The following is a 23,527-nucleotide window of genomic DNA, read 5'->3' as shown; positions in this document are numbered from 1 at the left end:
CCTCAGAGCTGGGTGTTGAACGGCACTTTCAATTTGCCGGCGATGATCGCGGCTTTCGCCTCGTTGACCGCGGGCCAGGCCGCCTTCGCGGCCGTTACGTAGGCCGGCGGGCCGTTCTGCATGAAAAGGTCCGAGGGCACGAAGTCGATGATGCCGTCGGCGAGCGTGCTGACGTAGTGGCCCGCCTCGAACTTGCCGGAAACGGCGGCCGAGACCTGATCGGTCAGGCTCTGGCCGAAATTGACCAGCACGGAGGAGGCGACGGTCTTCGGCCCGAGCTTGAACTGGGTGCGGAAGACGGCACTGACGATGCGGTTGGCGCCTTCGCCGGCCGCGCGGATGACGCCGGCGTCGGTCGCGGCACCATCCGTCTGGATGAAGTCGATCCCGGTGCCGTAGAGTTGGTTCGCGATCTCCCGGCCCTTCGTCGGGTCCTGGAAGGAGCCGGCGAAGGCGCCTTTCACGGTGACGGTGGAGGAGACCTGGGCCGCGCCTGCCTTCATGGCGTTGAGGTCGGCATTGAGGCCAGGCAGGCTGACGCCGCCGATATAGCCGAGCTTGTGGCTCTGGCTGATCTTCGCGCCGAAGAGGCCGGCGAGATACATGCCGTAATGCGCCTGGTATTCCACCGTACGCACGTTCGGGATGATCGGATTGAAGGGATCGGCATAGAGCTGGATGAACTTCGTGCCGGGATATTGCGGCGCCACGGCTTTGATGGGGTCTGCCATCTCGTTGAAGGTGGTGACGATGACGGCGGCCCCCGCGCCGGCGAGGGTCGAGAGGATCGACTGATAGGCCGAGGGATCGGCCGCATAGATCGTGCGGACCGGGAAATGATCCTTTTTCCCGAGCGCCTTGAGATGGGCGATCATGTCGTCCACCGGGCCGTTGTCACCCGCCGCCTGGGTATGGACGAGGGCGACCAGCTTGCCCGCGGCGAAGGCCGGGCGGCCGAGCAGAGGCAGGCCGGCGGCGGCCCCGAGGAGAGCGGCGCCGCGCGCGCCCGCGCCGAGAAGGCTGCGGCGGGTCGGTCGTGCGCTCAACGGAAGGGGGGATGACGTGTCGTCTCGCTCGGCCATGGCGCGCTCCTGGTATGGATGGCAGAGCCTACGAGGCTGCATGGCTGAGCGTCAATCGGCGCGCCGGCGGTGCGGCCGCTCAGCTCGGCTGGCGCTGCAGCCAGGAAAGCCGGGCGGTTCCGGGCGTCCCGCCGATCTGCAGGCTGGTCTCGAACTGGGCGGCGGAAAGGGGGCGCGCGAAGAAGAAGCCCTGCACGAAGTCGCAGCCGCAGTCGGAGGCGACGGCCAGTTCCTGCGGCGTCTCCACGCCTTCGGCGACCACCGGCAGGTTGAGGACATGGGCCAGCTGCACGATGGTGGCGAAGAGGCTGATGCCGTCTTCGCCCGCCATCGCCTGGTCGAGAAAGCTGCGGTCGAGCTTCAGCGAGGTCAGCGGCAGGCGCGGCAATTGCGCCAGCGAGGAATAGCCCGTGCCGAAATCGTCCATGGCGACCTTGAAGCCCGCCTCCCGCGCAGCGCGCAGCGTCGACAGGGCGTGGCCGTCGGTGAAGGTGCCCTCCGTCACCTCGATGCAGAAGCCGGCGCGGTCGAGGCCGTAGCGGTCGACGAGCGCCCCGAGATCGGCCGGCACGTCCGCGCGCGACAGTTCCTGCGGCGAGACGTTGAGGTTGACGACGGGCAGCGGCGCCATGCCGCGGTCGCGCCAGGCGGCGACCTGGGAGACCGCCATCTCGCGCACCTTGGCGCCGAGACCGAGGCCCATGCCGGCGGCTTCGGCGATGCCGACGAAGCGGCCCGGCGGTACGAGCCCCGCCTGCGGGTGCTGCCAGCGCGCCAGCGCCTCGATCGCGACCAGGCTGTTGTCGCGCAGGCTGATGATGGGTTGGTAGACGAGGAACAGCTCGCTGTCGCTGCGGAAGGCGCGGTGCAGATCCTGCTCCAGCCCCGCCCGTTCGATTTGCACGTGGTGCAGCGGCAGGGTGAAGAGCACGGCCTGGTTGCCGCCCTGCTGTTTAGCGAAGAAGAGGGCTTCGTCCGCCGCATCGCGCAGATCGGTCAGCCCTTCCGTCTGGCCATGGGCCAGGCCGATGCTGGCGGTGACGTGGAAGCTGCGGCCGGCGCTGATCTCGAAGGGCCGGGCGACGGCAGCCAGCAGGCGCTCGGCCAGGCTCACCGCCTCGGCGGAGCCGATGTCGCGGCAGAAGATGGCGAATTCGTCCCCGCCGGTGCGCACCACGTGCTGCTGCGCCCGGCCCGCGATCTCCTGCAGCCGGCGTGCCACCTCCTGCAGCACCGCATCGGCGTCCTTGTGGCCGAGGGTGTGGTTGGCCGAGCGGAAGCGGTCGAGGTCGATCATCACGATCGCCGCGCGCTCCGGCCGCTGTTCCAGGAGGGTGATGAGGCCATCCATGGTGTTGCGGTTGTAGAGCCCGGTCAGCCGGTCGGTGCCGCGGGCCCAGGCGGCGCCCTCGAATGCGGGCGTATTAGTGGCATGAACGATGACGATGGCCGTCCAGGCGAGGGCGAGGAGCCCTTCGGAAAGCAGCACGACCTCCCGCGCATGGCCGAGCAGAGAGCCCAAGAGCCCCGACAGCAGGGGAATGCCGAGGGCGGAGGCGATCAGCAGCCGTTCGATGGTGCGGCTGGGCGCGGGAAGGCTGGCGCCGCGGCTCTGGCCGGGCCCAGTCCCGGCGCTCGCGAGCAGGATGGCGATGGTCAGGCAGAGGCCGACCGTGCCGAGAAGCATGCCGCCCGGGCTCGGCCCGGGCAGGCTCTGCAGCCGGAGCAGCGGCTGTACCAGGAAGAGGCCGGCGGCGACCGCCAGCAGAAGGCGCCCGAGGCGCGGCCGCTCCCGCAGCACGGCGGTCTGGCCGAGGCCGAGCAGCAGGAAGGCGGCGCAGGCGAGCGGAGCGAGCGCCGGCTGAGAGAGACCGAGCCGCAGCGCGACAGTGGGGGCAAGCGACGGCAGCAGGGTGCCGCCCAGAAGGAGCAGCGTGCCGAGCAAGGTGATGGCCAAGGCCATTCGGCGCCAGGAGTCCCGGCGGGACAGTCCGGTGCCGGCCCCGAGGGTGATGAGTAGCAGGGCAGTGCCGGCCAGCATGGCGGATGGGGACAGCAGCCAGTCCAGGCTCAGGCGATGAGCGGAATCGAGGTCGGGCAGGGCCGCGCACAGCAGGGGGGCCAGCAGGATGATCGCGAGGAAGGCGGGGCCCAAGGCGCCGGACGCGCCGACCGACAGCGCGGTGGCAAGCCGATGGTCTGCCGAGCGAGCGTGCTGAGACCGACCGAAAAACACGTGCGTCACCGTAACGAAGGAATGCCGAACCGCCGGACAGCATCGCATCGGATCGAGCGGGCGCGGTCGGCTGACTATCGGCGGGATCGGATGCCGCCGTCTGGCCCCATTTGAGGCGACTTTCGGGAAGACCTGCCCTGAGGGGCCACGTTTTCGTGAGCCCCGCTGGCAGAGGGAGCTAGACCAGACCCTCGCGGATGAGGCTGATCCATCGCCCGTTGCCGATGATCACATGGTCATGCAGCAGCAGGGACAGCGGCTCGGCGGCGGCGCGCAGCGCGCGCGTCATCTCGATGTCCTGGTGCGAGGGCGTCGGGTCCCCGCTCGGGTGGTTGTGGACGAGGATCATCGCGGTGGCGCTCAGCTCCAGGGCACGGCGCACGACCTCCCGCGGGTAGACCGGCGTCGCATTCACCGTGCCGCGTCCCTGTTCCTCGTCGGCGATCAGCCGGTTGCGGCTGTCGAGATAGAGGACGCGGAAATGCTCGATCTTCTCGCGCGCGAGCACCGCCGTCAGATAGTCGATGACGCGCTGCCAATTGGTCAGCACCGGCTGGTCCATGATCTCGGCCCGGCTCAGCCGCAGTGCCGCCGCCTGGATCGTCTTGAGCGCCGCGATGCCGGCCTCGCCGAGGCCGTCGATCTCCCGCAACTCCTGGGGAGAGGCCGAAATGGCGCTGGCGAAGCTGCGGAAACGGATAAGCAGGCTGCGCGAAATCGGCTTGGTGTCCCGCCGCGGCAGCGCCAGGAACAGCACCATCTCCAGGATTTCGTGGTCGTTCAGAGCATCCGGCCCCGCCCGCAGAAGACGGTCCCGCATGCGGGCGCGGTGGCCGTCCACCCCTGCATCGTGCCGGAGGGCGGGCGGAGGCGGCGGCAGCTCGGAAAAGAGCGTGGCGGCGCCGGAGGAAGGAAGTTGTTTGGCCATCCCGAACAGTCTGGCACGGCAGGAATGGCAAAACTAGTTGTTTCGATATAATAACAAAAAGTCAGATTATCCGTTCAGCAGGCGGGCGGCAGCGGGCGCGAAATAGGTAAGCACGCCGCGGCATCCCGCGCGCTTGAAAGCCAGCAGGCTCTCCATCATCGCCCGCGTCTCGTCCAGCCAGCCGTTTTGCGCCGCCGCCATGATCATCGCGTATTCGCCCGACACCTGATAGGCGAAGGTCGGCACTTCGAAACGGTCGCGCACGCGGCGGATGATGTCGAGATAGGGCATGCCGGGCTTGACCATGATCATGTCGGCGCCCTCGGCGATGTCCATGGCGACCTCGCGCAGCGCCTCTTCCGAATTGGCCGGGTCCATCTGATAGGTCTTCTTGTCGCCTTTGAGCGAGGCGGAGGAGCCCAGCGCGTCGCGGAAGGGGCCGTAGAAGGCGCTCGCATACTTCGCGGCGTAGCTCATGATCCGGGTGTGGATGAAGCCGGCGCCGTCCAGCGTTTCGCGGATCGCGCCGACGCGCCCGTCCATCATGTCGGAGGGCGCGATGACGTCGATCCCGGATTCCGCCTGCACCCGTGCCTGGGCGGTGAGGACGGCCAGGCTCTCGTCATTGGCGACGTAGCCGTTGCGGATGACGCCATCATGGCCATGGTCGGTATAGGGGTCGAGCGCCACGTCCCCGATCAGCCCGATGTCGGGGAACTCGCGCTTGAGAATGCGGGCGGCGGAGCAGATGAGGTTCTCGGGGTTGGTCGCTTCCGTCGCTTCCGCGTCCTTCTTGTCGGACGGTGTCGCCGGGAAGAGGGCGATCGCCGGAATGCCGAGCCTGGCCGCCTCTTCGACGTGGCGGGGCAGCCCCTCCAGAGTCACGCGGAACTGGCCGGGCATGGAAGCGACCTCCGTCGCATCGCCGCTGCCTTCGCGCAGGAAGATCGGCCAGATCAGGTCGTCCACGGACAGCCGGTTCTCGGCCACCAGCCGGCGCGTCCAGGCGTCGTGGCGATTGCGGCGCAGACGGGTTTGGGGGAAACGGCTGTCGGTCATGAGCAAGAACCTCCGCGGGTCACGGCGCCTTCTTACGGCTCCCGCTCCCATCATGACAGGCAACCCAGCTTTGGGAAGGCGGCGGTTCACGCTCGCGTCACGCCCATGTTACAAGGCGTGCCCGGCTGATTCGACGTCATCTCGGCCGGGACCGTCCGAACTAGGAACCTTGAGCCCTATGAACGAGCAGACGCCCGCCGCCAGCCTTGCGCGGTTCTTCTCCGCCCCCGTCGAGGAAACCGATCCGGAACTCGCCGCCGCTCTCCGTAAGGAACTCGGTCGACAGCAGGACGGTATCGAGCTGATCGCGAGCGAGAACATCGTCTCCCGCGCCGTGCTTGAGGCGCAGGGCTCCGTGCTCACCAACAAATACGCCGAAGGCTATCCCGGCCGCCGCTATTACGGCGGCTGCTATGCGGTGGACATCGCCGAGGAGCTGGCGATCAGCCGCGCGAAGCAGCTCTTCGGCTGCGAGTTTGCCAATGTCCAGCCGCATTCCGGCGCCCAGGCCAATGGCGGCGTCATGCTCGCCCTGCTGCAGCCGGGCGATACCTTCCTCGGGATGAGCCTGGCGGCCGGCGGCCATCTCAGCCACGGCGCCGCGCCCAACATGTCCGGCAAGTGGTTCAACGCCGTGCAATATGGCGTGCGGAAGGAAGACGGGCTGCTCGATTACGAGGAGCTGGAGGAGAAGGCGCGCACCCACAAGCCCAAGCTGATCATCGCCGGCGGCTCCGCCTATCCCCGCGTCATCGATTTCGCCCGCATCCGGAAGGTGGCGGACGAGGTGGGCGCGATCTTCATGGTGGACATGGCGCATTTCGCCGGTCTCGTCGCGGGTGGCGTGCATCCGAGCCCCTTCCCGCATGCCCATATCGCGACGACGACGACGCACAAGACGCTCCGCGGCCCGCGCGGCGGCATGATCCTGACGAACGACGCGGAACTCGCGAAGAAGATCAACTCGGCGATGTTCCCAGGGCTGCAGGGCGGCCCGCTGATGCACGTGATCGCCGCCAAGGCCGTCGCCTTCGGCGAGGCGCTGCGCCCGGACTTCAAGCTCTACGCCAAGCAGGTGGCCGACAATGCCAAGGTGCTGGCCGAGACCTTGGTGGCGCGCGGCTTCGACATCGTGACCGGCGGCACCGACACGCATCTCCTGCTGGTCGATCTCCGGCCGAAGCGGGTGACGGGCAAGGTCGCGGAAGCGAGTCTGGAGCGCGCCCACATGACGGCGAACAAGAACGCCATCCCCTTCGACCCCGAGAAGCCGGCCATCACCTCGGGCATCCGCCTCGGCACGCCCGCCGGCACCACGCGCGGCTTCGGCACGGTGGAGTTCCGCCAGATCGGCGAGATGATCGACGAGGTGCTGACCGGCCTTGCCGGCTCGAACGAAGAGGGCGGCAACGCGCTCGTCGAGCAGGAAGTCGGCCGTCGGGTCCAGGCGCTCTGCGCGCGCTTCCCGATCTACGCCAGCTGAAAGACCGCGCCTGAATGCGCTGCCCCTTCTGCGGTCATGACGACGCTCAGGTAAAGGACAGCCGTCCCAGCGAAGATGGGACGGCGATCCGCAGGCGGCGCTTTTGCAGCGCCTGCAGCCAGCGTTTCACGACCATCGAACGGGTGCAGCTGCGCGAACTCGTCGTCGTGAAATCGGACCAGCGGCGGGTGCCTTTCGACCGGGACAAGCTCGCCCGGTCCATCCGCATCGCGCTACGCAAGCGGCCGGTGCAGGAGGAGCGGGTGGAGCGCATCGTCAACTCCATCGTGCGCAAGCTCGAATCGAGCGGCGACAGCGACGTGCCCAGCAAGCAGATCGGCGAGCTGGTGATGGAGACGTTGAAGGAAGTGGACGATGTCGCCTATGTCCGCTTCGCGAGCGTCTATCGCGATTTCCGTGAGGCGCGCGATTTCGAGCAGTTCCTGGACCAGCTGGGCGACAAGCTGGAGTCCGAAGCCCCTTAAGGGCCGGGCCTGAGAGGCAGAATGTTCACAGGGATCATTTCCGGCATCGGCACCGTCGCCGAGGTGCAACCGATTGGCGGCGGCGCCGACATGCGGCTGCGCATCGCCGTGCCGCAGCACAAGGCCGAATGGGCGGGCCTGCCCGGCGTCCTGATCGGCGCCTCCATCTGCTGCTCCGGCTGCTGCCTCACGGTCGTAGAGAAGGACGGGGGCTCCTTCCTCGTCGAAGTCTCGGCCGAGACTTTGTCCAAGACATCGCTCGGCACCTGGGCCCCCGGCCGGCGCATCAACCTGGAACGCGCGCTGAAGATGGGGGACGAACTCGGCGGCCACATCGTCTCTGGCCATGTCGACGGGCTCGGCACCGTGCTCTCCAAGACCATGGAGAACGGCTCCACCCGCTGGACCTTCCGGGCGCCGCGCGATCTCGCCTTTTTCATCGCGAAGAAGGGCAGCATCGCCATCGACGGTGTTTCCTTGACGGTGAACGAGGTGGAGGGTGATGTGTTCGGCGTGAACATCATTCCCCACACCGCCGAGGAGACGACCTTCGGCACCCTCGCCGTGGGCGATGTGGTCAATCTGGAGATCGACATGCTGGCGCGCTACGTCGCGCGGCTCGCGGAGCGTGACCTGTGACGATGATGAAAACCCTGTCCCTTCACGAATACATCTCGCCCACCGCCGAGATCATCGAAGAGGCCCGCGCCGGCCGGATGTTCATTCTGGTGGACGACGAGGACCGCGAGAACGAGGGGGATCTCGTCATCCCCGCGCAGTTCGCGACGACGGAGGCGATCAATTTCATGGCCCGCCATGCGCGCGGCCTGATCTGCCTCGCCATGACGACGCAGCGGGTGCAGCAGCTCGGCCTGTCGCTGATGAGCGCGCATAACCGCTCCCGCCATGCCTCGGCCTTCACCGTCTCGATCGAGGCGCGGCATGGTATCTCCACCGGCATCTCGGCTGCGGATCGCGCCCGCACCGTCGCGGTTGCCATCAATTCCGAAAACCCGCGGGACGAGATCGCGACGCCCGGGCACATCTTTCCGCTCGCGGCGCGCGACGGTGGCTCGCTGGTGCGGGCTGGCCACACCGAAGCCGCGGTCGACATCTCGCGCCTCGCCGGCCTCAACCCCTCGGGCGTCATCTGCGAGGTGATGAATGAGGACGGCACCATGGCGCGGCTGCCGGAACTCATCGCTTTCGCGCAGCGGCACAACCTCAAGCTCGGTACCATCGCCGACCTCATCCAGTATCGCCGCCGGACCGAGAAGCTGGTGAACCGGTCCTTCGAGACCTGGCTGGGTGATCTCGAGGGCGGGGACTGGGCGGTGAAGGTCTTCGAGGACCGGCTGACCCAGACCGAGCACCTGGCCCTGGTCAAGGGCGACCTCACCGGCCCGAAGCCGGTGCTGGTGCGCGTCCACAGCGTCGATCCGGTGACGGATCTGCTGGGCTCGGGCCGTCAGGCACTCGGCGCCTCCTCCCGCATCATCGCGGAAGCCGGCCGCGGTGTCATCGTGCTCCTGCGCGACAACCAGCCGGGCGCCGTCGCCCGCAAGCTTGGCCTCAACGAGGCCGCCCGTGCCGAGGACAACGTGCTGCGCCAATACGGCATCGGCGCGCAGATCCTCATCGATCTTGGCGTGAAAGATATGATCCTGCTCACCAACCATCCGCGCAGCCTGATTGCGCTCGAAGGCTTTGGCCTCAACATTGTGGACCAGCAGCCCTTTGCGGAGCATCCGGGCGATGCGGCCGACCTCGGGGCGGAGACCGGCCTATGAGCACCGCCGACGCCATTCTGGGCGACGTCCCGGAACTCGAAGGGGCGCCGCCTTCCGTCCTTATCATCACCGCGCCCTATTACCGCGATGTCGTGGAAGGCATGACGCGCGGCGCCATCGCCGTGCTGGACCAGGTGGAGGCCGAGCACGAGGTGGTGGAGGTCGCCGGCGCCTACGAACTGCCCCAGGCGCTTTGCATCGCTTCCGCGACCGACCGGCCCTTCGACGGCTTCGTCGTCATTGGCTGCGTCGTGAAGGGCGAGACCGACCATTACGACTTCATCTGCCGGTCCTCGATGGACGGCATCATGAAGGTGGCGCTCGACCACAAGCTCTGCCTCGGCACCGCGCTGCTGACGGTCGATACCATCGATCAGGCGGTCGCTCGCTCGGGCGCCGAGCACAACAAGGGCGCGGAAGCCGCCATTGCCATGCTCAAGCAGATCGCGCTGCAGCGGCATCTGGGGCGCATCTGATGAGCGACGCCCCGAAAGCGGCCAAGCCGCCGAAAGCGCAGGGCCGTCCGCGCACCGGCGCCCGCGTCGCCGCCGTGCAGGCGCTGTTCCAGAGCGAGCAGGCCGAGGAAAGCGCCGAGACCGTCATCGAGCAGTTCACCCGTCACCGCCTCGGCAAGAATGCCGGCACCGGCGGTTTCGAGGAGGGCCGTGTCGCCGATGCGCATGTCCCGCTCTTCGGCGCCATCGTCCGCCTCGCCGCCCGCGAGCAGGACCGGCTCGATCCGATGATCGCCGAAAGCCTGCCCGCCGAATGGCCCTTTGACCGGCTCGACCCGGTGCTGCGCGCTTTGCTGCGCGCGGCCGTCGCGGAACTCGCCATGGCCGATGGGCCGCCGTCCCGCGTCGTCATCAACGAATATCTTGACGTTGCCCACGGCTTCTTCACCGGGGACGAGCCGCGCATGGTCAATGGCCTGCTCGATGCGCTCGCCCGCCGCGTGCGCCCGGGTGAGTTCGACGGCGCCTCCGCCGCCAGCGCCACCACGCCCTGAGGGCCGCCGGCCATGGCTGCGGCGCCGGGGGTTCTGCCGCCCGAATTCGATCTCATCGGCCGGCATTTCCGGCCTCTGGCGGGGGAGGCCGCGCTCGCCCTCGAGGATGATGCGGCGGTGCTGACGCCGCCCGCCGGCCGCGCCCTCGTCATGGCGGCGGATACGATGGTCGCCGGCGTCCACTACCTGCCGGATGATCCGGCGGAGGGCGTCGGGCAGAAGCTGCTGCGCGTCAACCTCTCCGATCTCGCGGCCATGGGGGCCGCGCCGCTCGGCTATCTGCTCGCGGTCTCGGCCCCCACCGGCACGCCGGATGCCTGGTTCGCGGGTTTCGCGGCCGGGCTTGCTGCCGACCAGGCGGAATTCGGCCTCTCCCTCCTCGGCGGAGACACCACCAGCACGCCAGGGCCGGTAACGCTCTCCCTCACCATCATCGGCCATGTGGCGCCTGGACAGGCGGTGCGCCGCCGGGGGGCGAAGCCGGGTGACGAGATCTGGGTGACGGGCACGATCGGCGACGGCGCGCTCGGCCTCGCCGTCTCGCTCGGCAAGCTCGCCGACCCCACGGGCTTCCTGCGCCGGCGCTATTGCGTACCGAGCCCGCGCCTCGCCCTGCCGCTCGCGGGCCGTGTCTCGGCAGCCATCGACGTGTCGGACGGGCTGCTGCAGGATCTCGGCCATCTCTGTCGCCTGGGCGGTTGCGGGGCGGAAATCGCCGCGGCCGCCGTGCCGGCCTCGCCGGCGGCCCAGGCCGCGGGGCCCGCTTGGCTTGAGACGCGCCTCGGCGGTGGCGACGATTACGAGTTGCTGCTCGCCGTGCCCGAGGGCGAGGGCCAGGGTGCGGCGCTGGCGGAGGCCTGCCGCGCCCAAGGCGTGTCGCTCACCCGCATCGGACGCTTCGTGAGCGGCCCCGCCACCGTCCGCGTGCTCGGGCAGGATGGGGCGCCGATGGCCATCGGCCGCCACGGCTGGAGCCATTTCTGAGGCGGGGTCGGTGGCTGGGCCAGAGAGGCGCCTTGGGTGGCGCCGATCGGTGTGGTCAAAAAGTCGTTGCGAAGCACGCCCTTCGGCTGGTGCCATGTCGGGCGATTGTCTAAAGCCTTGTCGAATCAGATGTGGTTCTGAGGTCGGAACATGGCTGCCAAACTTCAATCCTATTTCGAGGAACGACGGGCGACTGTGTGCGCCCTCCTCCTGCTGGTCATGCTTTGGGTCGTCGCCTTTCACCCATGGCTCAGCGGTGGGGTGATCGTCCCTTACGACGCTTTTGATTTCGCCTATCCAACGATGCTTTTTGCTGCGCGCAGTCTCCATCATGGCGCATGGCCCTGGTGGAATCCCTATGTTTATAGCGGTTACCCTCAAATCGCCGATCCACAGGCACTGACCTTCTCGCCGTCTTCAACGGGGCTGATGGCACTATTTGACCAGCCAACCCCCCTCCTGTTCGATCGCATTCTGATCGCGCATCTTGCCTTGGCTGGCGTCGGCATGTTTCTGCTGTCCCGCGCGATGGGGCGGTCCTTGTCGGCTGCCATCATAGCTGGTCTGATCGCCATGATCGGTGGATGCGTGACTGCGCGGCTGCAGCATGCCCAGCTGCTGATTGCTTATGGTTTCTTACCTTGGGTTGGCTTTGGCGCGGTTCGCTTTCTGACCAATCCATCGATTGGCCGCAGTGTGCTCTTCGGCGTGTTTCTGGGCGTCCTTGGTGTTCACCTGCTTCAGGACACCTACATCGCCCTCGTTCTGCTCGCTGAGACAATTCTCGTATGTCTCGTCTACCGTCTGGCGACAGACCGTAATGGAATGGGGCGGTTCGCAATCGGTCTAGTAGTCGCCGCGACCGTCACGCTTCTCATCTGCGGCTGGCAAGTGGTTGCCATGCTCAGCTTCCTGCCTGAAACGCAGAGGGCGGCTCTTGCCATTGAGGCAAGTCGGGACGATTCCGCGCCTTGGCGCCTTTTCATGACGCTGCTGCGCCCTGAATACTGGCACGGCGACTGGGGCGACTACAGTGGCACGATCAGCAAGTCCGAAGGCACGATCTATGGGGGCATCCTGGCCGTTCCGCTCGTGCTGATCGGCCTCGGGCATCTCGTGCGTCGTGCATGCTGGGGCAGCACGCGTCTCATGAAACTCTCAGCCGTTCTGCTCCTGACCCAAGCAGCATTTCTCGTCCTCTATGGCTTGGGTCTGACGACGCCGGTCTATCATCTCTACTATGACGTCATCCCTGGCGTGCGGTTGTTCCGCCGACCTGTCGATGCGTTCTACGTCTTGAATCTGTACATAGCATTGTTTTCAGCCGTTGGTTTCGACGCGCTTAGCCCAATGCTCAGTCGCCGGGCGTCTTATTTGTTTCTTTGTGTGGCGGCTGCCTTGCTGCTGATTTCGGTGATCGGACCGTCGCCCTATGTGTGGAGCGCGTTCAACGCCACGCATTTTTGTCTCGCCCTCGCGGTCGCTGGCTTAGTCCTTGGGTTTGCTCTCGTGCCACGTCAACGGCAGGTGGCGCCTTTCTGCGTTGCCCTGTGCTTAGCGTGGGTTGCCGATCTTCGCACGCATACTTTGGCAGGCAGTTCACTAAATGCAGGAAACCCGCGCTTTGCAGATATTTTCCCCGATCATTCGCGCTTGGCCGAAACCTTGCGCGCCGCCTTGACCATCCCGGGCCAGCCGAGCGCGCGCATTGAGCAGAATATTGTCAACTACTATTGGTCAAACGCCCCCTCGGCTTTTAAAATATCAGCGACGCAGGGGTACAATCCGTTTGTGTACTCGCGCTATGATCAGGTCTTTGGCACCTCTCAGGGACGTCAATCCGAGCGTCCATTCACTCCTTGGGCTCGATCTTACGACAGCCCTGTCTTCAACCTCATGGGTGCCCGTTACGTCATATCATTCCCCTTCACGGACGTATCAAAGACGCTGAAATCCCTGGGATTTACGGCGGACATCTATGGCGATGGCATGGTCGCCTGGCATAATCCGCGAGCGCTTCCCCGCGTCCTGACGCCGACGGATGTGGCTTTCTGGTCCGGTGATTCGTCACGCGACCACAGCCTTGCAGCAACCGTAGATTTTCGTCGGACTCTCATGCTGTCGCCAACAGATCGATCGCTTGTGGCCGGTGCTTGCTCGGGGAGCGTCAGCACATTCGAACTTCTTGCCGAAGGCAACGACGAGAGCCGATACGCCGTCTCGGCGGGCAGCGGCGGGGGATGGTTCGTGGTCACCGATCAGGCGACGGACGGCTGGCACAGTGCGATTGATGGCAAACCCACGCCTTTATACAGAGGAGACTTGCTGGTTCGCGCCGTATGCGTCCCGCCAGGTTCGCATGTCGTCACCTTCCGCTTCGAGCCTTTCCGCAAAATGGCTGATTGGGTGTGGCACAACGTTACCGCTATCGCGGGTGGCGGGAGGTTGCCGAAAGACGACGGGACCCTATAGCCCCGTCTCCCATCGCTGGAACCTCAAGGCAGAAGATAGCGGTACGTGATACCTGGGATGGCGGGCAGGCTGGCGGGGTTCTTCAGATCATAAGGCTCCCAGCCGGCATGGTGCGCCGGATTGGCGAGAATCGACGTGATCAGGCGGCGCGGCAGCAGGACGATGCTGAGATCGGGATTCGTCCAAGGCCAGCTCATGCTCTCGAGAAGGCGCTGCTCCCGAGCGCTCTTGTCTTGCGTGACCGCAGTGGACGGGACGATTCCCCGCGCATTCTCGAGCACCTGTGCGACGACATCCCGATAGACGATCCAGTCCCGCGTCGCGGCCAGATGCCACAGGCTGACACCGAGGCCGAGGCTCGCCACAAGTCCGAGAACCGCCGGCGCGGTCAGCGCCGATCGCACCTGCGGCCGCGCTTTGGCTACGAGAAAGAGGATGCCGAGGGGCAGGGAGAGAAGCGCCGCATTGTTGCGGGCGGCGAATTGCGCCGCTGGCGCGACCAGGGCTGGGAAGGCGAAAGCCGCGAGTCCGGTCCCCAGTGAAAGCGGTAGAAAGATCCGTTGCAGGGGGCGTCCCCAACTCGGACACAGAAGTGCAATCAGGAGAAAGAGTGTGGCCGTGCAGGTCAGCACGCTGCCGAGATTGACACCCGCCCAGGGTGTATAGAGCCATTCGAGGTTGAGGAAGCTTTGGATGAAGTCGCTGCGCTCCCCCGGATCGACAGGATGGAGTGCAAGCGTGATCCCTACAACAGTGCCGGCGACCGCACACAAGGCGACGGCGCCGAGGGGCAGCCAAGCCGCCAGCTGTCGTTCCCGGCGCGCACGCAGGGTGCACCCTGCGAGCAGGACAGGGCAGAGAAAGAGCATCTCCTCATGCAGGTCGCTGCATCCCAAAGCCAGCACGGCCAGCAGCAGGCCGCGGCCTAGGGTCAGGGGCCCGCTGACGGCGGCGGTCAAGAGCAGCCAGAGATACGCGGTTGCGGCCAGGCCTTCTCCCACACTCGCGAATTGGGCGCTGAGGATGCCACCGAGATAGACAAAGGCCGGCAGGACGAAGAGGGCGCGGTCCCCGGGCGCCAGGGCTGCCAGGCAGGCGAGGATGAGGAGGCCGGGTACGAGGTTGCTCGCAAGGCTGAAGGCGAGGGCCACGGCATGCGGGGCGGTGGCGCCGAGCCGCATGGCCACCAGCACCGGCCATTGCGTCAGCATCTCGGCGAAGGGGCGGCCCGTCTGGATGATCACGAAATCCCGGGCCGCCGCCAGATGGGTCGCGAAGAAGGCGCCGTCGGCATAGAGGCCGCGCAGCCCGAGGCCGGCATAGGCTTGCACGAACAAAGCCACGATCAGGCAAAGCCACAGCGTGGCTTCCGCGCGGCGTCTCTCGGTCACGCCCTGGCGCTCGCCCGCGTTCCGGCACGGGGCGCCACGCCCCAGTCGAGGAAATCCATCCGCTCGGTCGGCAGGTCTTCCGGACGGGTGAAGGGCAGGGGCAGGGCTGCCGCCTCTGCAATGCCCTGCGCCCGGCACAGGAAGAAGGCGGTGGCATAGGCCTCGTCCAGCTCCGACTGCGTGGCGGCGGAAAGCGGGGCGGCAGACAAAGCGCGCGCCTGCATCATCCCATCCAGCCCCTCGACCCAGCGCAGCACTCCAGCGAGATCCGCGGCCATCTGAGGCCAGAGGGCGAGGGCACGGTCGATCTCGCAATAGTCCCGCACCTCCGGCGTGGGGTGCAGGCTGGCGAAGACCCATTGCGAGCGGCCCTGCCGGCGGGCCCGGTTGCAGAAGTCGCGAAAGCTCAACCCCCGGATCATCGTGGCGCGTGCGACGGGTTCGTAAACCACGCGCAGCCCCACCTTCGACAGGCGCCAAGCCAGCTCGATGTCCTCACAGCCGAAACGGAAGACGGGGTTGAAGATCCCGTGTTCGAAGAGCAGCGCGCGCTTGCAGGAACTGCGGCCGCCCCAGAACTCGCGATAGCTCAGCATCTGCCCCGGCTGCATCCAGCCATAGGAGAAGAGCTGACTGCCCGCTCCGGTCACGTGCCGCATCACCGGCAGGTCCGTGATCTCGGGGGCGAGATCGGTATGGCCGAGGACGGCCAGATTGAAATCCGGGTAGCGCAGATGCGCGGCGAGATGGCCGACGAGCAGATCCGGGCCCGCCACGTCGTCATCGTCCAGAAAGACGATGAAGGGAGCGCGGCAGGCGAAGATGCCGAGGTTCTTGGCGGCGGCGAGCCCGCTCTGTGCCTGGCGCAGCACGCGCATCGGCAGCCGGCCTTCCCAGGCCTGCAGCACGGCCTGGGTTTCGTCCGTCGAGCCGTCGTCGACGACGACGATCTCGAAACGGTCGGGCGAGAGGGTCTGCGCTTCGAGCCCCGCCAAGACCTGCGGCAGCAGATGCGCCCGGTTGTAGGTGGTGAGAATCGCCGAAATCTCGGGCGCGGTGGGCAGGGGCTTGCGGTCAGACATGGACGTCGAGCACCTGGAAGGCGTCCTCGCGGGTCAGATGGCGGTGGCGCGCCATCAGCAGGAACATGGCGCGCGCCGCATCGTCGTAGCCGTAGCCGCTCACCTGCCGGCGCATGCGATGGGCGATGGGCGTCGCATCCACGACCCCCATCTTGAGACCGGCCTCTTCCATGACCTGGGGCCAGACATAGTCGAGCCCCCAGCCCATACCGCAGTCTTCCGGCACGGGCAGGATCAGCGCCGCCGCATCCCGCCGGATGGCGGTGACGGGGCCGATTTCCACGAAACGGGTGCGCCGGGCGGAGACACCGGGATTCTCCATGACGATCGGATGGTCGATGTAGCTGTCGGCGGTGCGGGCGGGCTGGCAGAGCGCGAAGTCGCAGGCTTCGGCGACGGCGATGAAACGGTCGAGGAAGCCCGGCGGCAATTCGACGTCGTCATCCATCAGCAAGATCCAGTCGAAGCGCGCGGCATCCGTCGTGAGCGCGTTGAGCAGCAGGAATTTCGGGGTCCGCTCCCGCTGAATGGCGACCGTGCCCGGCAGGTCGCAGTCGCCGGTGCCGCTCGGCGCAAGAGCGACCCAGCGCTGGGTGGCTCGCACCCGGCGCGCGCCCGCACATTCGTAGACGATGTGCGCCGCGGTGTTCGGCCGGTCGGCGAGGTAGACGCCGGCGACGAGGACCTCAGTCATGCAGCAGCGCGTCCAGCTTGCTGCGGACGACATCCGCGGAGAGTGTGCGGGCGATCAGGTCCCGGCCCTCGCGCTGAAGGCTGCGCCAGAGGTCGTCGTCCCGCAGCAAACGCAGCACCTGCGCCGCGAAATCAGCGGGAGACTCGGCCACGAGAAGATGCACGCCGTCTTCCAGCGCCATGCCTTCGGCGCCAATCTGGGTGGCGACCACCGGCAGGCCATGGGCCAGGCTCTGCCCCACCTTGCCCTTCATCCCCGCCCCGTAACGAAGCGGCGCCACGAAAACGCGGGAGCGGCGCTGCAGCGGCGCGAGGTCAGGCACGAAGCCGAGGATTTCGACGTTTCGCTGCCCATGCAGGGCAAGGATGTCCTCATCCGCATTCGCGCCGACCACGCGGAAGACCAGATCAGGCATCTCCCGATGCAGCAGGGGCCAGATCTCCTGCACGAACCAGCGCACGGCATCGCCGTTCGGCTTGTGCCAGAAACCACCGACGAAGAGCAGGTCACGCCGGCCCTCGGGGCCAGGTGCCTCCTCCGTCGGCATGTCGAAGACATTGGGCAGAACTTCGACGACCGCGTTCGGCGCGTGGGGCAGCACGGCGGCCTTCTCCTCCGCCGTCACCGCGAGCGTCAGATCGGCGCCGCCGATGCAGGCCCGCTCCATGGCCAGCGTCTCATCCGCGGCCGCCTGCAGGGCGGGATCGCCGGCCAGCGTCGCTTCGCGGCTCATGCGCAGATAGTGGAAATCCAGCATGTCGTAGAGGATGCGGGCCCAGGGGCAATGCAGGCGCACGAGCGGGATGAAGTCGATCGCGACGATGGGTGCGCTGATCAAGGCATGCCGCACCTCGCGTCCGTTCTGGCGGAGATAGTCGCGCGTCGCCTCCTGGCCATAGACCAGAACACGGATGCCCATGGCGCGCAGCGCCGTCTCGTAGCGCTTGCGCCCCTCGGCCGTCGCCAGAATGCCGGGCTGGTCTTCGACGCCAAGGAAGGAGCAGAAGACGACCTCCCAGCCGAGGTCCAGGATCAGGCCCATCAGGGTCTTGAGGCGCAGACCGCCGCTCTGCTGGTCGAACAAAGGCAGGTAGTCGGCCACGATGAGCACGACGCCGCGGCCGCGGCGCTTCGGTGGCTCATGCACCTTCGCCGCCAGGCGGAGGGGGGCATCGGCGGCTGCGGGTGAGCCAGGGGGCGGTGGGATGACGGCCGCCGGGCTCGTCTCGTCGACGGCGAGCGTCGCCGCAAGGGCCTGTTCCAGGCTCGGCGTGGCGCCGCGGCCGAGGGCTGCCGATAGAGCGCGCAGCGGCGCCGTTAGCTTCCAGGATGTCGAACCGAACAAGCTGCGGATCAGCGCATCCTTGGCCGCGATGATGCGCTGCAGTCGAAGAAGCTCAGGATTGTCCGGCGCGAGCGGTGCTGCGGGGATGGGGGCCTTTTTCGGGCGAAACAGGGCGAGCTCGGCGCGCAGCGCGTCTGCCGTGTCGGCCAGCCGATTGCGCTCGCGGGTGAGGCGGGCAATCTCCCGCTTCAGGATGGCTTCCCGGAACGAATCTTGCGAAGTCTCGCCCGGTGTCGCCGGGGACGGCGCTTCGGGCCCTAACGGCTCGACATGATCTGCGCCGGTCTGGACGAGGGGCATGCCAAACTAATCCTAGTGCATCAGTAGTGATTACGGCACAACTATTACTGCGCATAGGCCCCTGCGTCCATCACGCAAACGGCATCCGATGACAGAGGGCGCCGCTTTCGCGCAAGGCCTCAACCTGCCTGCAACTTCGACGACAGCTGCCCGATCTTTAGAAAATCGTTTCGGATGAGAGAAGTCTTTGGCAGGGTCGAAAGGCACACCTGGCGATCGCGCGAGACCCCGCGCCGCGGCCACTGCCTGCGTGAACGGCGTCCCCCGCGAGAGGCGAGCTGGGGGCAGGGGGAGGTTGAGCAGGTGAGGGAGGAGTGGAGGGCGGCGATCAGCCGCCCGGTGCGCCGCCGCCGAGGGAGTTCTGGTCCGAACCCGCGCCGTTGAAGCGGCCGATATTGCCGAAGAGCTGCTGCAGCACGGAGGCGGAGGAGCCCGGGGACTTGGTGGTGCCCGGCGCCATGCTGACGTTCTTGCCGTCCGCCTTGTCGTAGACCTTCACCTTTTCCAGAACGCCGCCCTGGTTGAAGTTCAGCACGACGACGCGCTGCTCCAGCACCGCCGGCAGGCGGCCGACCTGTGGACGGGTGATCTGGCTGATATAGACCCAGGCATTGTCGTTGAAGGTTTCGACCGTGGTCGGTGAGCCGAGCAGCGCCGTCGCATCCGCCTGGGTGGTGGTGCCGGGCACGAGCTGCTTGATCGCCACGTTGTCGATCGGGTCGCCGCGCGTGGTCGACTGGGCCTGGAAGAAGCTGCATCCGGCGAGCGGCAGGCCGATGACCAGGCAGGCGATCGCCGCGGCGCGGCGCATTCCAAGCGAAGTTCTCAGCGGAGCTGTTTCAGACACGCGGCGCAATTCCTTCGTCTTTTCCGCCCAAGGCCCCCGGCGCGGTGGGCCTTCCGGCGGTTCGGCCGGCCTCTCGTGGAGCCCGGCCATAAGCGCGGTGGGTCTCATGCTCCCGACCCGCTGTCAACTCGTGCCGCATGGGGGTATGACGTATTCCTTGTTCCGATCCGGCGCGTCGGGCCGCACCCAGAAGGCGCCGGCCCGCGCGCCATGCCGTAAGAGCCGTGCCATGAAAGCTGAATTCTCCCGCCCCCTGCCGGCCGCGCAGATCGGCGGGAATGAAATCACCCGCGAGATCGAGGCGACGCCCGAGGAATGCGCGGCCGTCGCCGCCCGTCTCGGCTTGCCCGAACTCGTCAGCCTCTCCGCCACCTTCCGCATCACCCGCCAGAGCGGCAATGCCTTCCTCGCCCATGGCCGGCTGCACGCCCGGGCGGTGCGCACCTGCGTCGTCTCGCTGGACGACTTCACGGAGCCTACGGATATCGACTTCACCATCCGATTCGTGGACCACGAGCCGAGCCCGGAGGAGATGCTGGAGGCACCCTTCGACTATGACGATGGCCCGGACGAGGTGGTCTACACGGATGGCGTGCTCGATCTCGGCGAGGCCGTGGTCGAGGAATACGCCCTCGCGCTGGCACCCTATCCGCGCAAACCCGGCGTGGAATTCACGGAGAGTGTCGAGGAGGAGGCTAATCCCTTCGCCGTGCTGAAGAAGCTCTCCCGGCCGAATTGAAGGGACCCGAGCGGCGGGCATGAAAGAGTTGTGTCAGCTCCGTGTCGGCCGTGCTTGCCGCAGGGGGGGCACTCTGGTAAGTGCGCCGCCTCACGCCAACAGATCGTTTGGCCGGGTCTTCGCGACCATGGGTCAAGTCACGTAACACGAAAGGGGTTCTGGCCATGGCCGTTCCCAAGAGAAAGACTTCGCCGTCCCGCCGTGGAATGCGCCGCAGCCACCATGCGCTGAGCGCCCCGAGCTATGCCGAATGCGGCAACTGCGGCGAGCTGAAGCGCCCCCACCACGTCTGCAGCCATTGCGGCCATTATGACGGCCGTGAGGTCGTCGGCGCTGGCAAGGCGCTCAAGGGTGCTGTCCGCGCCTGACGCGGCCCGGCCTCAATCGGCCCGGCCCGGTGACCTGTCTTCCCCGACCAGCATGAGCGACGTGGCCAAGACCGAACACTTCGCCTTGGCCATTGACGCCATGGGAGGGGACGACGCGCCGGGCATGGTCGTCGCGGGCCTTGCCCTGGCCGCCGAACGGCATCCCGGCGGCCGTTTTCTTTTGGTGGGCGACGAGGCGCGGCTCCAGCCGCTGCTCGCTGCCCATCCGCGCGCACGCGCCGTCTGCACCGTCCGCCATGCCGCCGAGATCGTCACCGGGGACATGAAGCCAACGGTCGCGCTGCGGATGCGCCAATCCTCCATGCGCCTCGCGATCGACGCCGTGGCAAATGGCGAGGCGGCAGGCGTGGTCTCGGCCGGCAATTCCGGCGCGCTGCTCGCCCTCGCCAAGATCGTGATCAAGACGCTCGCCGGTATCGACCGGCCGGCCATGGCGGCGACCGTGCCTTCGGCGCGCGGCGACGTCGTCATGCTCGATCTCGGCGCCAACGTCGTCTGCGACACCCGCAACCTCGTGGAATTCGCAGTGATGGGCGAGATGTTCGCCCGCACCGTGCTCGGCATCCCGGAACCCACCATCGGTCTGCTCAATGTCGGCTCCGAGGAGCTGAAGGGCGACGACCGGCTGCGCCATGCCGCCGATACGCTGCGGGCGAGCCACATGGGCGCGCGCTTCCAGGGCTTCGTCGAAGGGCATGACATCGCGGCCGGCACCACGGACGTGATCGTGACCGACGGCTTCACCGGCAACGTGGCCCTGAAGACCGGGGAGGGGGCGCTGAAGCTGATGGGCGGCCTGCTGCGCCAGGTCTTCACCAGCAGCCTGATGGCCAAGCTCGCCTATCTTCTCGCCCGCACCGGCCTCGACCGGCTGCGTGAATGGCTCGACCCGCGCCGCTACAACGGCGCCGTGATGGTCGGCCTCAACGGCGTCGTCGTAAAGTCCCACGGCGGCACGGATGCGCTGGGCTTCGCCCATGCCGTGGACGTTGCCATGAACATGGTGAGCCAGGGCTTCACCGCCGGTATCGCCGAAGGCCTGAGCAAGATCGCCGAGCGCGAGCGGCTGAGCCTGGCCGAGCCGCAGACGGCCCTTCCGGCCGGCCTCACCCCGCCGCTCGCAGAAGCGAAATAACCGCCCATGACACGCCTGATTCGTTCCGTTCTCGCCGGCGCCGGCGGCTACCTGCCCGGGCGTGTCGTCACCAACGACGAGATGGCGACCCTCGTCGATACCTCGGACGCCTGGATACGGGAGCGTACCGGCATCGGCCAGCGCTACCGCGCCGAAGGCCAGGAGACGACGACCTTCATGGCGACCCAGGCGGCGCGCCGTGCCCTGGAGATGGCGGGGGCGACCCCGGCCGACGTCGACTGCATCATCGTCGGCACCAGCACGCCGGACCAGGCCTTCCCCTCGGTCGCGGTGCGCGTGCAGGCAGCGCTCGGCATCGAGCGGGGCTTCGGCTTCGACGTCTCGGCCGCCTGCGCCGGCTTCATCTACGCCCTGTCCATCGCCGACGAGATGATTCGTGCCGGCCGCGCCCGCGGCGCGCTGGTCATCGGCTCCGAGGTCTTCTCTCGCATCCTCGACTATGGCGATCGCGGCACCTGCGTGCTGTTCGGGGACGGCGCGGGCGCCGTTTTCCTGCGGGCCGAAGAGGGGGACGGGACCCAGGGCGTGCTCTCCACCCACATCCACGCCCAGGGCACGCTCGGCGACATCCTCTACGTCGATGGCGCCGTCGGCGTCACCGATGCCGCCGGCCTGCCGCTGCCGGGCAAGCTGCGCATGCAGGGGCGGGAAGTCTTCCGCCATGCCGTGCAGCGCCTGGCCGAAGCGGTGGACGAAGCGCTTGCCGCCAACGGCCTGTCGCGCGAAGCGGTGGACTGGCTGGTGCCGCACCAGGCCAATGTCCGCATCATCGAGGGCACGGGCCGCAAGCTCGGCCTGCCGCCGGAGCGGGTGGTGATCACCGTCGACCGGCATGCCAATACCTCTGCCGCCTCCATCCCCCTGGCTTTGGCCGAGGCGATGAGCGACGGGCGCATCCAGCGCGGGCAGCTCGTGCTGATGGAGGCGCTGGGTGGCGGCCTGGTTTGGGGCTCGGCGCTCGTCAGGCTCTAATCGCCGCATCTTCGCCACACGGAAAACATCCGCGCGCCAAAGCCTTGAGGATGAAGGATTCGTTGACTCAGCGGCCAGCGATGCTACCGTTGGCTCATGAGCACCGTGACCCGCGCGCAGCTGGCCGAGACGATCTACGCACAGGTGGGCCTGTCGCGGAACGAGTCGGCTGACCTGCTGGAAGCGGTGCTGGAGCGTATCTCCGCCGCGTTGGAAGCCGGGGAATCCGTTAAAATCAGTGGTTTCGGCACCTTTTCTGTGCGCCAGAAAGGCCGCCGCATCGGCCGTAATCCGAAGACCGGCGTGGAGGTTCCGATCCTGCCGCGCCGCGTGCTCGTCTTCCGGCCGAGCCAGGTGCTCAAGGGCGTCGTCAATGGCGAAGCCGTGGACGAGGAAGGTGACGACGCATGAGCGTTCTTCCCTTGAGCCGCGGCCCCGCGCCGCATGAGGAGGATGAGGCCTCCACGCCCGCACGGCTGAAGAAGGCGCCGACCGCTTTCCGCACGATCAGTGAGGTAGCGGACGATCTTCACATTCCGCAGCACGTGCTGCGCTTCTGGGAAACCAAGTTCGCGCAGGTCCGTCCGCTGAAGCGTGGGGGCGGGCGCCGCTACTACCGGCCGGACGACGTGGCCCTGCTGCGCCGGATCTCCCACCTGCTCTATACCCAGGGCTATACCATCAAGGGCGTGCAGCGCCTGCTGCGCGAAGGCGGCGGACGGCTGGCCGACGACATTCCGCCGCCCCTCCAGGACGATCAGGAGGGCGATGCGGAGAACGAGGCCGAGGCGCTGCTGCATCAAGAACCGGACGCGCCGGGTCGTGCAGAGGTGATCGCCCCCCGTCTGCCGCTGCGTTTCATCCCGCGCTCCGCCGCGCAGCCGCCGCTGCCGGCGAATGCCGGTCCCTCCGCGGCCGAGCAGGAGGCGGCCCGTCTGCGCCGCGCCATGGGGGACCTGCTCTCCGGTCTCGAAGAATTGCGCGCCCTGCTCGACCGCTGAGGCCAGGCGCCGCCTCAGGGCGGCGGACTGTCATCAAACCTTTCCTGGATATGAAACGATCTGCCCGCTAGCCGGGAAGGCCA

General features: G+C 67.3%; 23 protein-coding genes. 14 read left to right on the top strand and 9 right to left on the bottom strand.

What is annotated here, in order from left to right:
- Positions 1 to 2: 2 nt before the first annotated feature.
- The 4 genes from ACYQ6W_RS18670 to hemB form a co-directional block, all read right to left on the bottom strand.
- A complete protein-coding gene (locus tag ACYQ6W_RS18670; protein WP_459677447.1) occupies positions 3 to 1,082 on the bottom strand; it encodes a BMP family ABC transporter substrate-binding protein in 1,080 nt (359 codons plus the stop codon).
- Positions 1,083 to 1,161: 79 nt separating this feature from the next.
- A complete protein-coding gene (locus ACYQ6W_RS18665) occupies positions 1,162 to 3,318 on the bottom strand; it encodes a putative bifunctional diguanylate cyclase/phosphodiesterase (protein WP_459677445.1) in 2,157 nt (718 codons plus the stop codon).
- 178 nt (positions 3,319 to 3,496) lie between these two features.
- A complete protein-coding gene (gene radC, locus ACYQ6W_RS18660) occupies positions 3,497 to 4,246 on the bottom strand; it encodes a RadC family protein (RefSeq protein ID WP_459677444.1) in 750 nt (249 codons plus the stop codon).
- A 66-nt stretch (positions 4,247 to 4,312) separates the two neighbouring features.
- A complete protein-coding gene (gene hemB / locus ACYQ6W_RS18655) occupies positions 4,313 to 5,305 on the bottom strand; it encodes a porphobilinogen synthase (RefSeq protein WP_459677442.1) in 993 nt (330 codons plus the stop codon).
- A gap of 178 nt (positions 5,306 to 5,483) precedes the next feature.
- On the opposite strand from hemB, the gene glyA reads away from it, so the two are divergent.
- From glyA to ACYQ6W_RS18615, 8 genes are all read left to right on the top strand, one after another.
- The gene (gene glyA, locus ACYQ6W_RS18650) at positions 5,484 to 6,788 is read left to right on the top strand and encodes a serine hydroxymethyltransferase (RefSeq protein ID WP_459677441.1); all 1,305 of its coding nucleotides are present in this window, start codon (positions 5,484 to 5,486) and stop codon (positions 6,786 to 6,788) included.
- A gap of 14 nt (positions 6,789 to 6,802) precedes the next feature.
- Positions 6,803 to 7,273, top strand: a complete 471-nt coding sequence (gene nrdR / locus ACYQ6W_RS18645; protein WP_459677439.1) for a transcriptional regulator NrdR — start codon at positions 6,803 to 6,805, stop codon at positions 7,271 to 7,273.
- Between the two features lie 21 nt (positions 7,274 to 7,294).
- Complete coding sequence (locus tag ACYQ6W_RS18640; RefSeq protein WP_459677438.1) at positions 7,295 to 7,912, top strand: riboflavin synthase; 618 nt, start codon at positions 7,295 to 7,297, stop codon at positions 7,910 to 7,912.
- Positions 7,909 to 9,063 carry a 3,4-dihydroxy-2-butanone-4-phosphate synthase gene (gene ribB, locus ACYQ6W_RS18635; RefSeq protein WP_459677436.1) on the top strand — a complete coding sequence of 385 codons (1,155 nt, stop codon included), beginning with the start codon at positions 7,909 to 7,911 and terminating at the stop codon, positions 9,061 to 9,063. The genes ACYQ6W_RS18640 and ribB overlap by 4 nt, the downstream gene beginning before the upstream one ends.
- Positions 9,060 to 9,539 carry a 6,7-dimethyl-8-ribityllumazine synthase gene (gene ribH, locus ACYQ6W_RS18630; protein WP_459677435.1) on the top strand — a complete coding sequence of 160 codons (480 nt, stop codon included), beginning with the start codon at positions 9,060 to 9,062 and terminating at the stop codon, positions 9,537 to 9,539. Before ribB ends, ribH begins: the two co-directional genes overlap by 4 nt.
- A complete protein-coding gene (nusB, locus tag ACYQ6W_RS18625; RefSeq protein ID WP_459677434.1) occupies positions 9,539 to 10,072 on the top strand; it encodes a transcription antitermination factor NusB in 534 nt (177 codons plus the stop codon). The genes ribH and nusB overlap by 1 nt, the downstream gene beginning before the upstream one ends.
- Before the next feature lie 12 nt (positions 10,073 to 10,084).
- On the top strand, positions 10,085 to 11,056 hold the full coding sequence (gene thiL, locus ACYQ6W_RS18620) for a thiamine-phosphate kinase (RefSeq protein ID WP_459677433.1): 972 nt from the start codon (positions 10,085 to 10,087) through the stop codon (positions 11,054 to 11,056).
- A gap of 150 nt (positions 11,057 to 11,206) precedes the next feature.
- The gene (locus tag ACYQ6W_RS18615) at positions 11,207 to 13,528 is read left to right on the top strand and encodes a hypothetical protein (RefSeq protein WP_459677432.1); all 2,322 of its coding nucleotides are present in this window, start codon (positions 11,207 to 11,209) and stop codon (positions 13,526 to 13,528) included.
- 23 nt (positions 13,529 to 13,551) lie between these two features.
- On the opposite strand, the gene ACYQ6W_RS18610 is transcribed toward ACYQ6W_RS18615, so the two are convergent.
- From ACYQ6W_RS18610 to ACYQ6W_RS18590, 5 genes are all read right to left on the bottom strand, one after another.
- Entirely contained in the window at positions 13,552 to 14,919 is a 1,368-nt protein-coding gene (locus tag ACYQ6W_RS18610; RefSeq protein ID WP_459677431.1) for a hypothetical protein, read from the bottom strand.
- Entirely contained in the window at positions 14,916 to 16,001 is a 1,086-nt protein-coding gene (locus ACYQ6W_RS18605) for a glycosyltransferase family 2 protein (RefSeq protein WP_459677430.1), read from the bottom strand. The genes ACYQ6W_RS18610 and ACYQ6W_RS18605 overlap by 4 nt, the downstream gene beginning before the upstream one ends.
- The gene (locus ACYQ6W_RS18600) at positions 15,994 to 16,695 is read right to left on the bottom strand and encodes a hypothetical protein (RefSeq protein WP_459677428.1); all 702 of its coding nucleotides are present in this window, start codon (positions 16,693 to 16,695) and stop codon (positions 15,994 to 15,996) included. Before ACYQ6W_RS18600 ends, ACYQ6W_RS18605 begins: the two co-directional genes overlap by 8 nt.
- Complete coding sequence (locus ACYQ6W_RS18595; RefSeq protein WP_459677426.1) at positions 16,688 to 18,340, bottom strand: glycosyltransferase; 1,653 nt, start codon at positions 18,338 to 18,340, stop codon at positions 16,688 to 16,690. The genes ACYQ6W_RS18600 and ACYQ6W_RS18595 overlap by 8 nt, the downstream gene beginning before the upstream one ends.
- Positions 18,341 to 18,668: 328 nt before the next feature.
- Positions 18,669 to 19,187 carry an outer membrane protein assembly factor BamE gene (locus tag ACYQ6W_RS18590; RefSeq protein ID WP_459677425.1) on the bottom strand — a complete coding sequence of 173 codons (519 nt, stop codon included), beginning with the start codon at positions 19,185 to 19,187 and terminating at the stop codon, positions 18,669 to 18,671.
- A 229-nt stretch (positions 19,188 to 19,416) separates the two neighbouring features.
- Between ACYQ6W_RS18590 and ACYQ6W_RS18585 the strand changes: the two genes are divergently transcribed.
- The 6 genes from ACYQ6W_RS18585 to ACYQ6W_RS18560 all read left to right on the top strand — a co-directional run bounded on the left by ACYQ6W_RS18585 (position 19,417) and on the right by ACYQ6W_RS18560 (position 23,444).
- Positions 19,417 to 19,926 (top strand): YceD family protein, encoded by a 510-nt coding sequence (locus ACYQ6W_RS18585; protein ID WP_459677423.1) that lies wholly within the window; start codon positions 19,417 to 19,419, stop codon positions 19,924 to 19,926.
- A gap of 164 nt (positions 19,927 to 20,090) precedes the next feature.
- Complete coding sequence (rpmF, locus tag ACYQ6W_RS18580) at positions 20,091 to 20,294, top strand: 50S ribosomal protein L32 (protein ID WP_459677421.1); 204 nt, start codon at positions 20,091 to 20,093, stop codon at positions 20,292 to 20,294.
- Positions 20,295 to 20,346: 52 nt separating this feature from the next.
- Positions 20,347 to 21,450: a phosphate acyltransferase PlsX gene (gene plsX, locus ACYQ6W_RS18575; RefSeq protein WP_459677419.1), complete on the top strand. Its 1,104-nt coding sequence runs from the start codon at positions 20,347 to 20,349 to the stop codon at positions 21,448 to 21,450.
- Positions 21,451 to 21,456: 6 nt separating this feature from the next.
- On the top strand, positions 21,457 to 22,443 hold the full coding sequence (locus ACYQ6W_RS18570) for a beta-ketoacyl-ACP synthase III (protein ID WP_459677418.1): 987 nt from the start codon (positions 21,457 to 21,459) through the stop codon (positions 22,441 to 22,443).
- A gap of 96 nt (positions 22,444 to 22,539) precedes the next feature.
- A complete protein-coding gene (locus ACYQ6W_RS18565; RefSeq protein ID WP_459677417.1) occupies positions 22,540 to 22,854 on the top strand; it encodes an integration host factor subunit alpha in 315 nt (104 codons plus the stop codon).
- Positions 22,851 to 23,444 (top strand): MerR family transcriptional regulator, encoded by a 594-nt coding sequence (locus ACYQ6W_RS18560; protein WP_459677415.1) that lies wholly within the window; start codon positions 22,851 to 22,853, stop codon positions 23,442 to 23,444. Before ACYQ6W_RS18565 ends, ACYQ6W_RS18560 begins: the two co-directional genes overlap by 4 nt.
- Positions 23,445 to 23,527: the final 83 nt, after the last annotated feature.

The sequence above is a fragment of the Acidisoma sp. 7E03 genome (genome assembly GCF_054665075.1).
This window is presented reverse-complemented; position numbering and strand designations above follow the sequence as displayed.

What these genes read in the sequence shown, in the direction of transcription:
- hemB (WP_459677442.1), bottom strand. Translation starts at nt 5,305, where the DNA reads ATGACCGACAGCCGTTTCCCCCAAACCCGTCTGCGCCGCAATCGCCAC.
- ACYQ6W_RS18615 (WP_459677432.1), top strand. Translation starts at nt 11,207, where the DNA reads ATGGCTGCCAAACTTCAATCCTATTTCGAGGAACGACGGGCGACTGTG.
- ACYQ6W_RS18640 (WP_459677438.1), top strand. Translation starts at nt 7,295, where the DNA reads ATGTTCACAGGGATCATTTCCGGCATCGGCACCGTCGCCGAGGTGCAA.
- nrdR (WP_459677439.1), top strand. Translation starts at nt 6,803, where the DNA reads ATGCGCTGCCCCTTCTGCGGTCATGACGACGCTCAGGTAAAGGACAGC.
- radC (WP_459677444.1), bottom strand. Translation starts at nt 4,246, where the DNA reads ATGGCCAAACAACTTCCTTCCTCCGGCGCCGCCACGCTCTTTTCCGAG.
- ACYQ6W_RS18565 (WP_459677417.1), top strand. Translation starts at nt 22,540, where the DNA reads ATGAGCACCGTGACCCGCGCGCAGCTGGCCGAGACGATCTACGCACAG.
- ribH (WP_459677435.1), top strand. Translation starts at nt 9,060, where the DNA reads ATGAGCACCGCCGACGCCATTCTGGGCGACGTCCCGGAACTCGAAGGG.
- ACYQ6W_RS18595 (WP_459677426.1), bottom strand. Translation starts at nt 18,340, where the DNA reads ATGCCCCTCGTCCAGACCGGCGCAGATCATGTCGAGCCGTTAGGGCCC.
- ACYQ6W_RS18605 (WP_459677430.1), bottom strand. Translation starts at nt 16,001, where the DNA reads ATGTCTGACCGCAAGCCCCTGCCCACCGCGCCCGAGATTTCGGCGATT.
- ACYQ6W_RS18670 (WP_459677447.1), bottom strand. Translation starts at nt 1,082, where the DNA reads ATGGCCGAGCGAGACGACACGTCATCCCCCCTTCCGTTGAGCGCACGA.
- ACYQ6W_RS18585 (WP_459677423.1), top strand. Translation starts at nt 19,417, where the DNA reads ATGAAAGCTGAATTCTCCCGCCCCCTGCCGGCCGCGCAGATCGGCGGG.
- glyA (WP_459677441.1), top strand. Translation starts at nt 5,484, where the DNA reads ATGAACGAGCAGACGCCCGCCGCCAGCCTTGCGCGGTTCTTCTCCGCC.
- ACYQ6W_RS18560 (WP_459677415.1), top strand. Translation starts at nt 22,851, where the DNA reads ATGAGCGTTCTTCCCTTGAGCCGCGGCCCCGCGCCGCATGAGGAGGAT.
- ACYQ6W_RS18600 (WP_459677428.1), bottom strand. Translation starts at nt 16,695, where the DNA reads ATGACTGAGGTCCTCGTCGCCGGCGTCTACCTCGCCGACCGGCCGAAC.
- ACYQ6W_RS18570 (WP_459677418.1), top strand. Translation starts at nt 21,457, where the DNA reads ATGACACGCCTGATTCGTTCCGTTCTCGCCGGCGCCGGCGGCTACCTG.
- rpmF (WP_459677421.1), top strand. Translation starts at nt 20,091, where the DNA reads ATGGCCGTTCCCAAGAGAAAGACTTCGCCGTCCCGCCGTGGAATGCGC.
- thiL (WP_459677433.1), top strand. Translation starts at nt 10,085, where the DNA reads ATGGCTGCGGCGCCGGGGGTTCTGCCGCCCGAATTCGATCTCATCGGC.
- nusB (WP_459677434.1), top strand. Translation starts at nt 9,539, where the DNA reads ATGAGCGACGCCCCGAAAGCGGCCAAGCCGCCGAAAGCGCAGGGCCGT.
- plsX (WP_459677419.1), top strand. Translation starts at nt 20,347, where the DNA reads ATGAGCGACGTGGCCAAGACCGAACACTTCGCCTTGGCCATTGACGCC.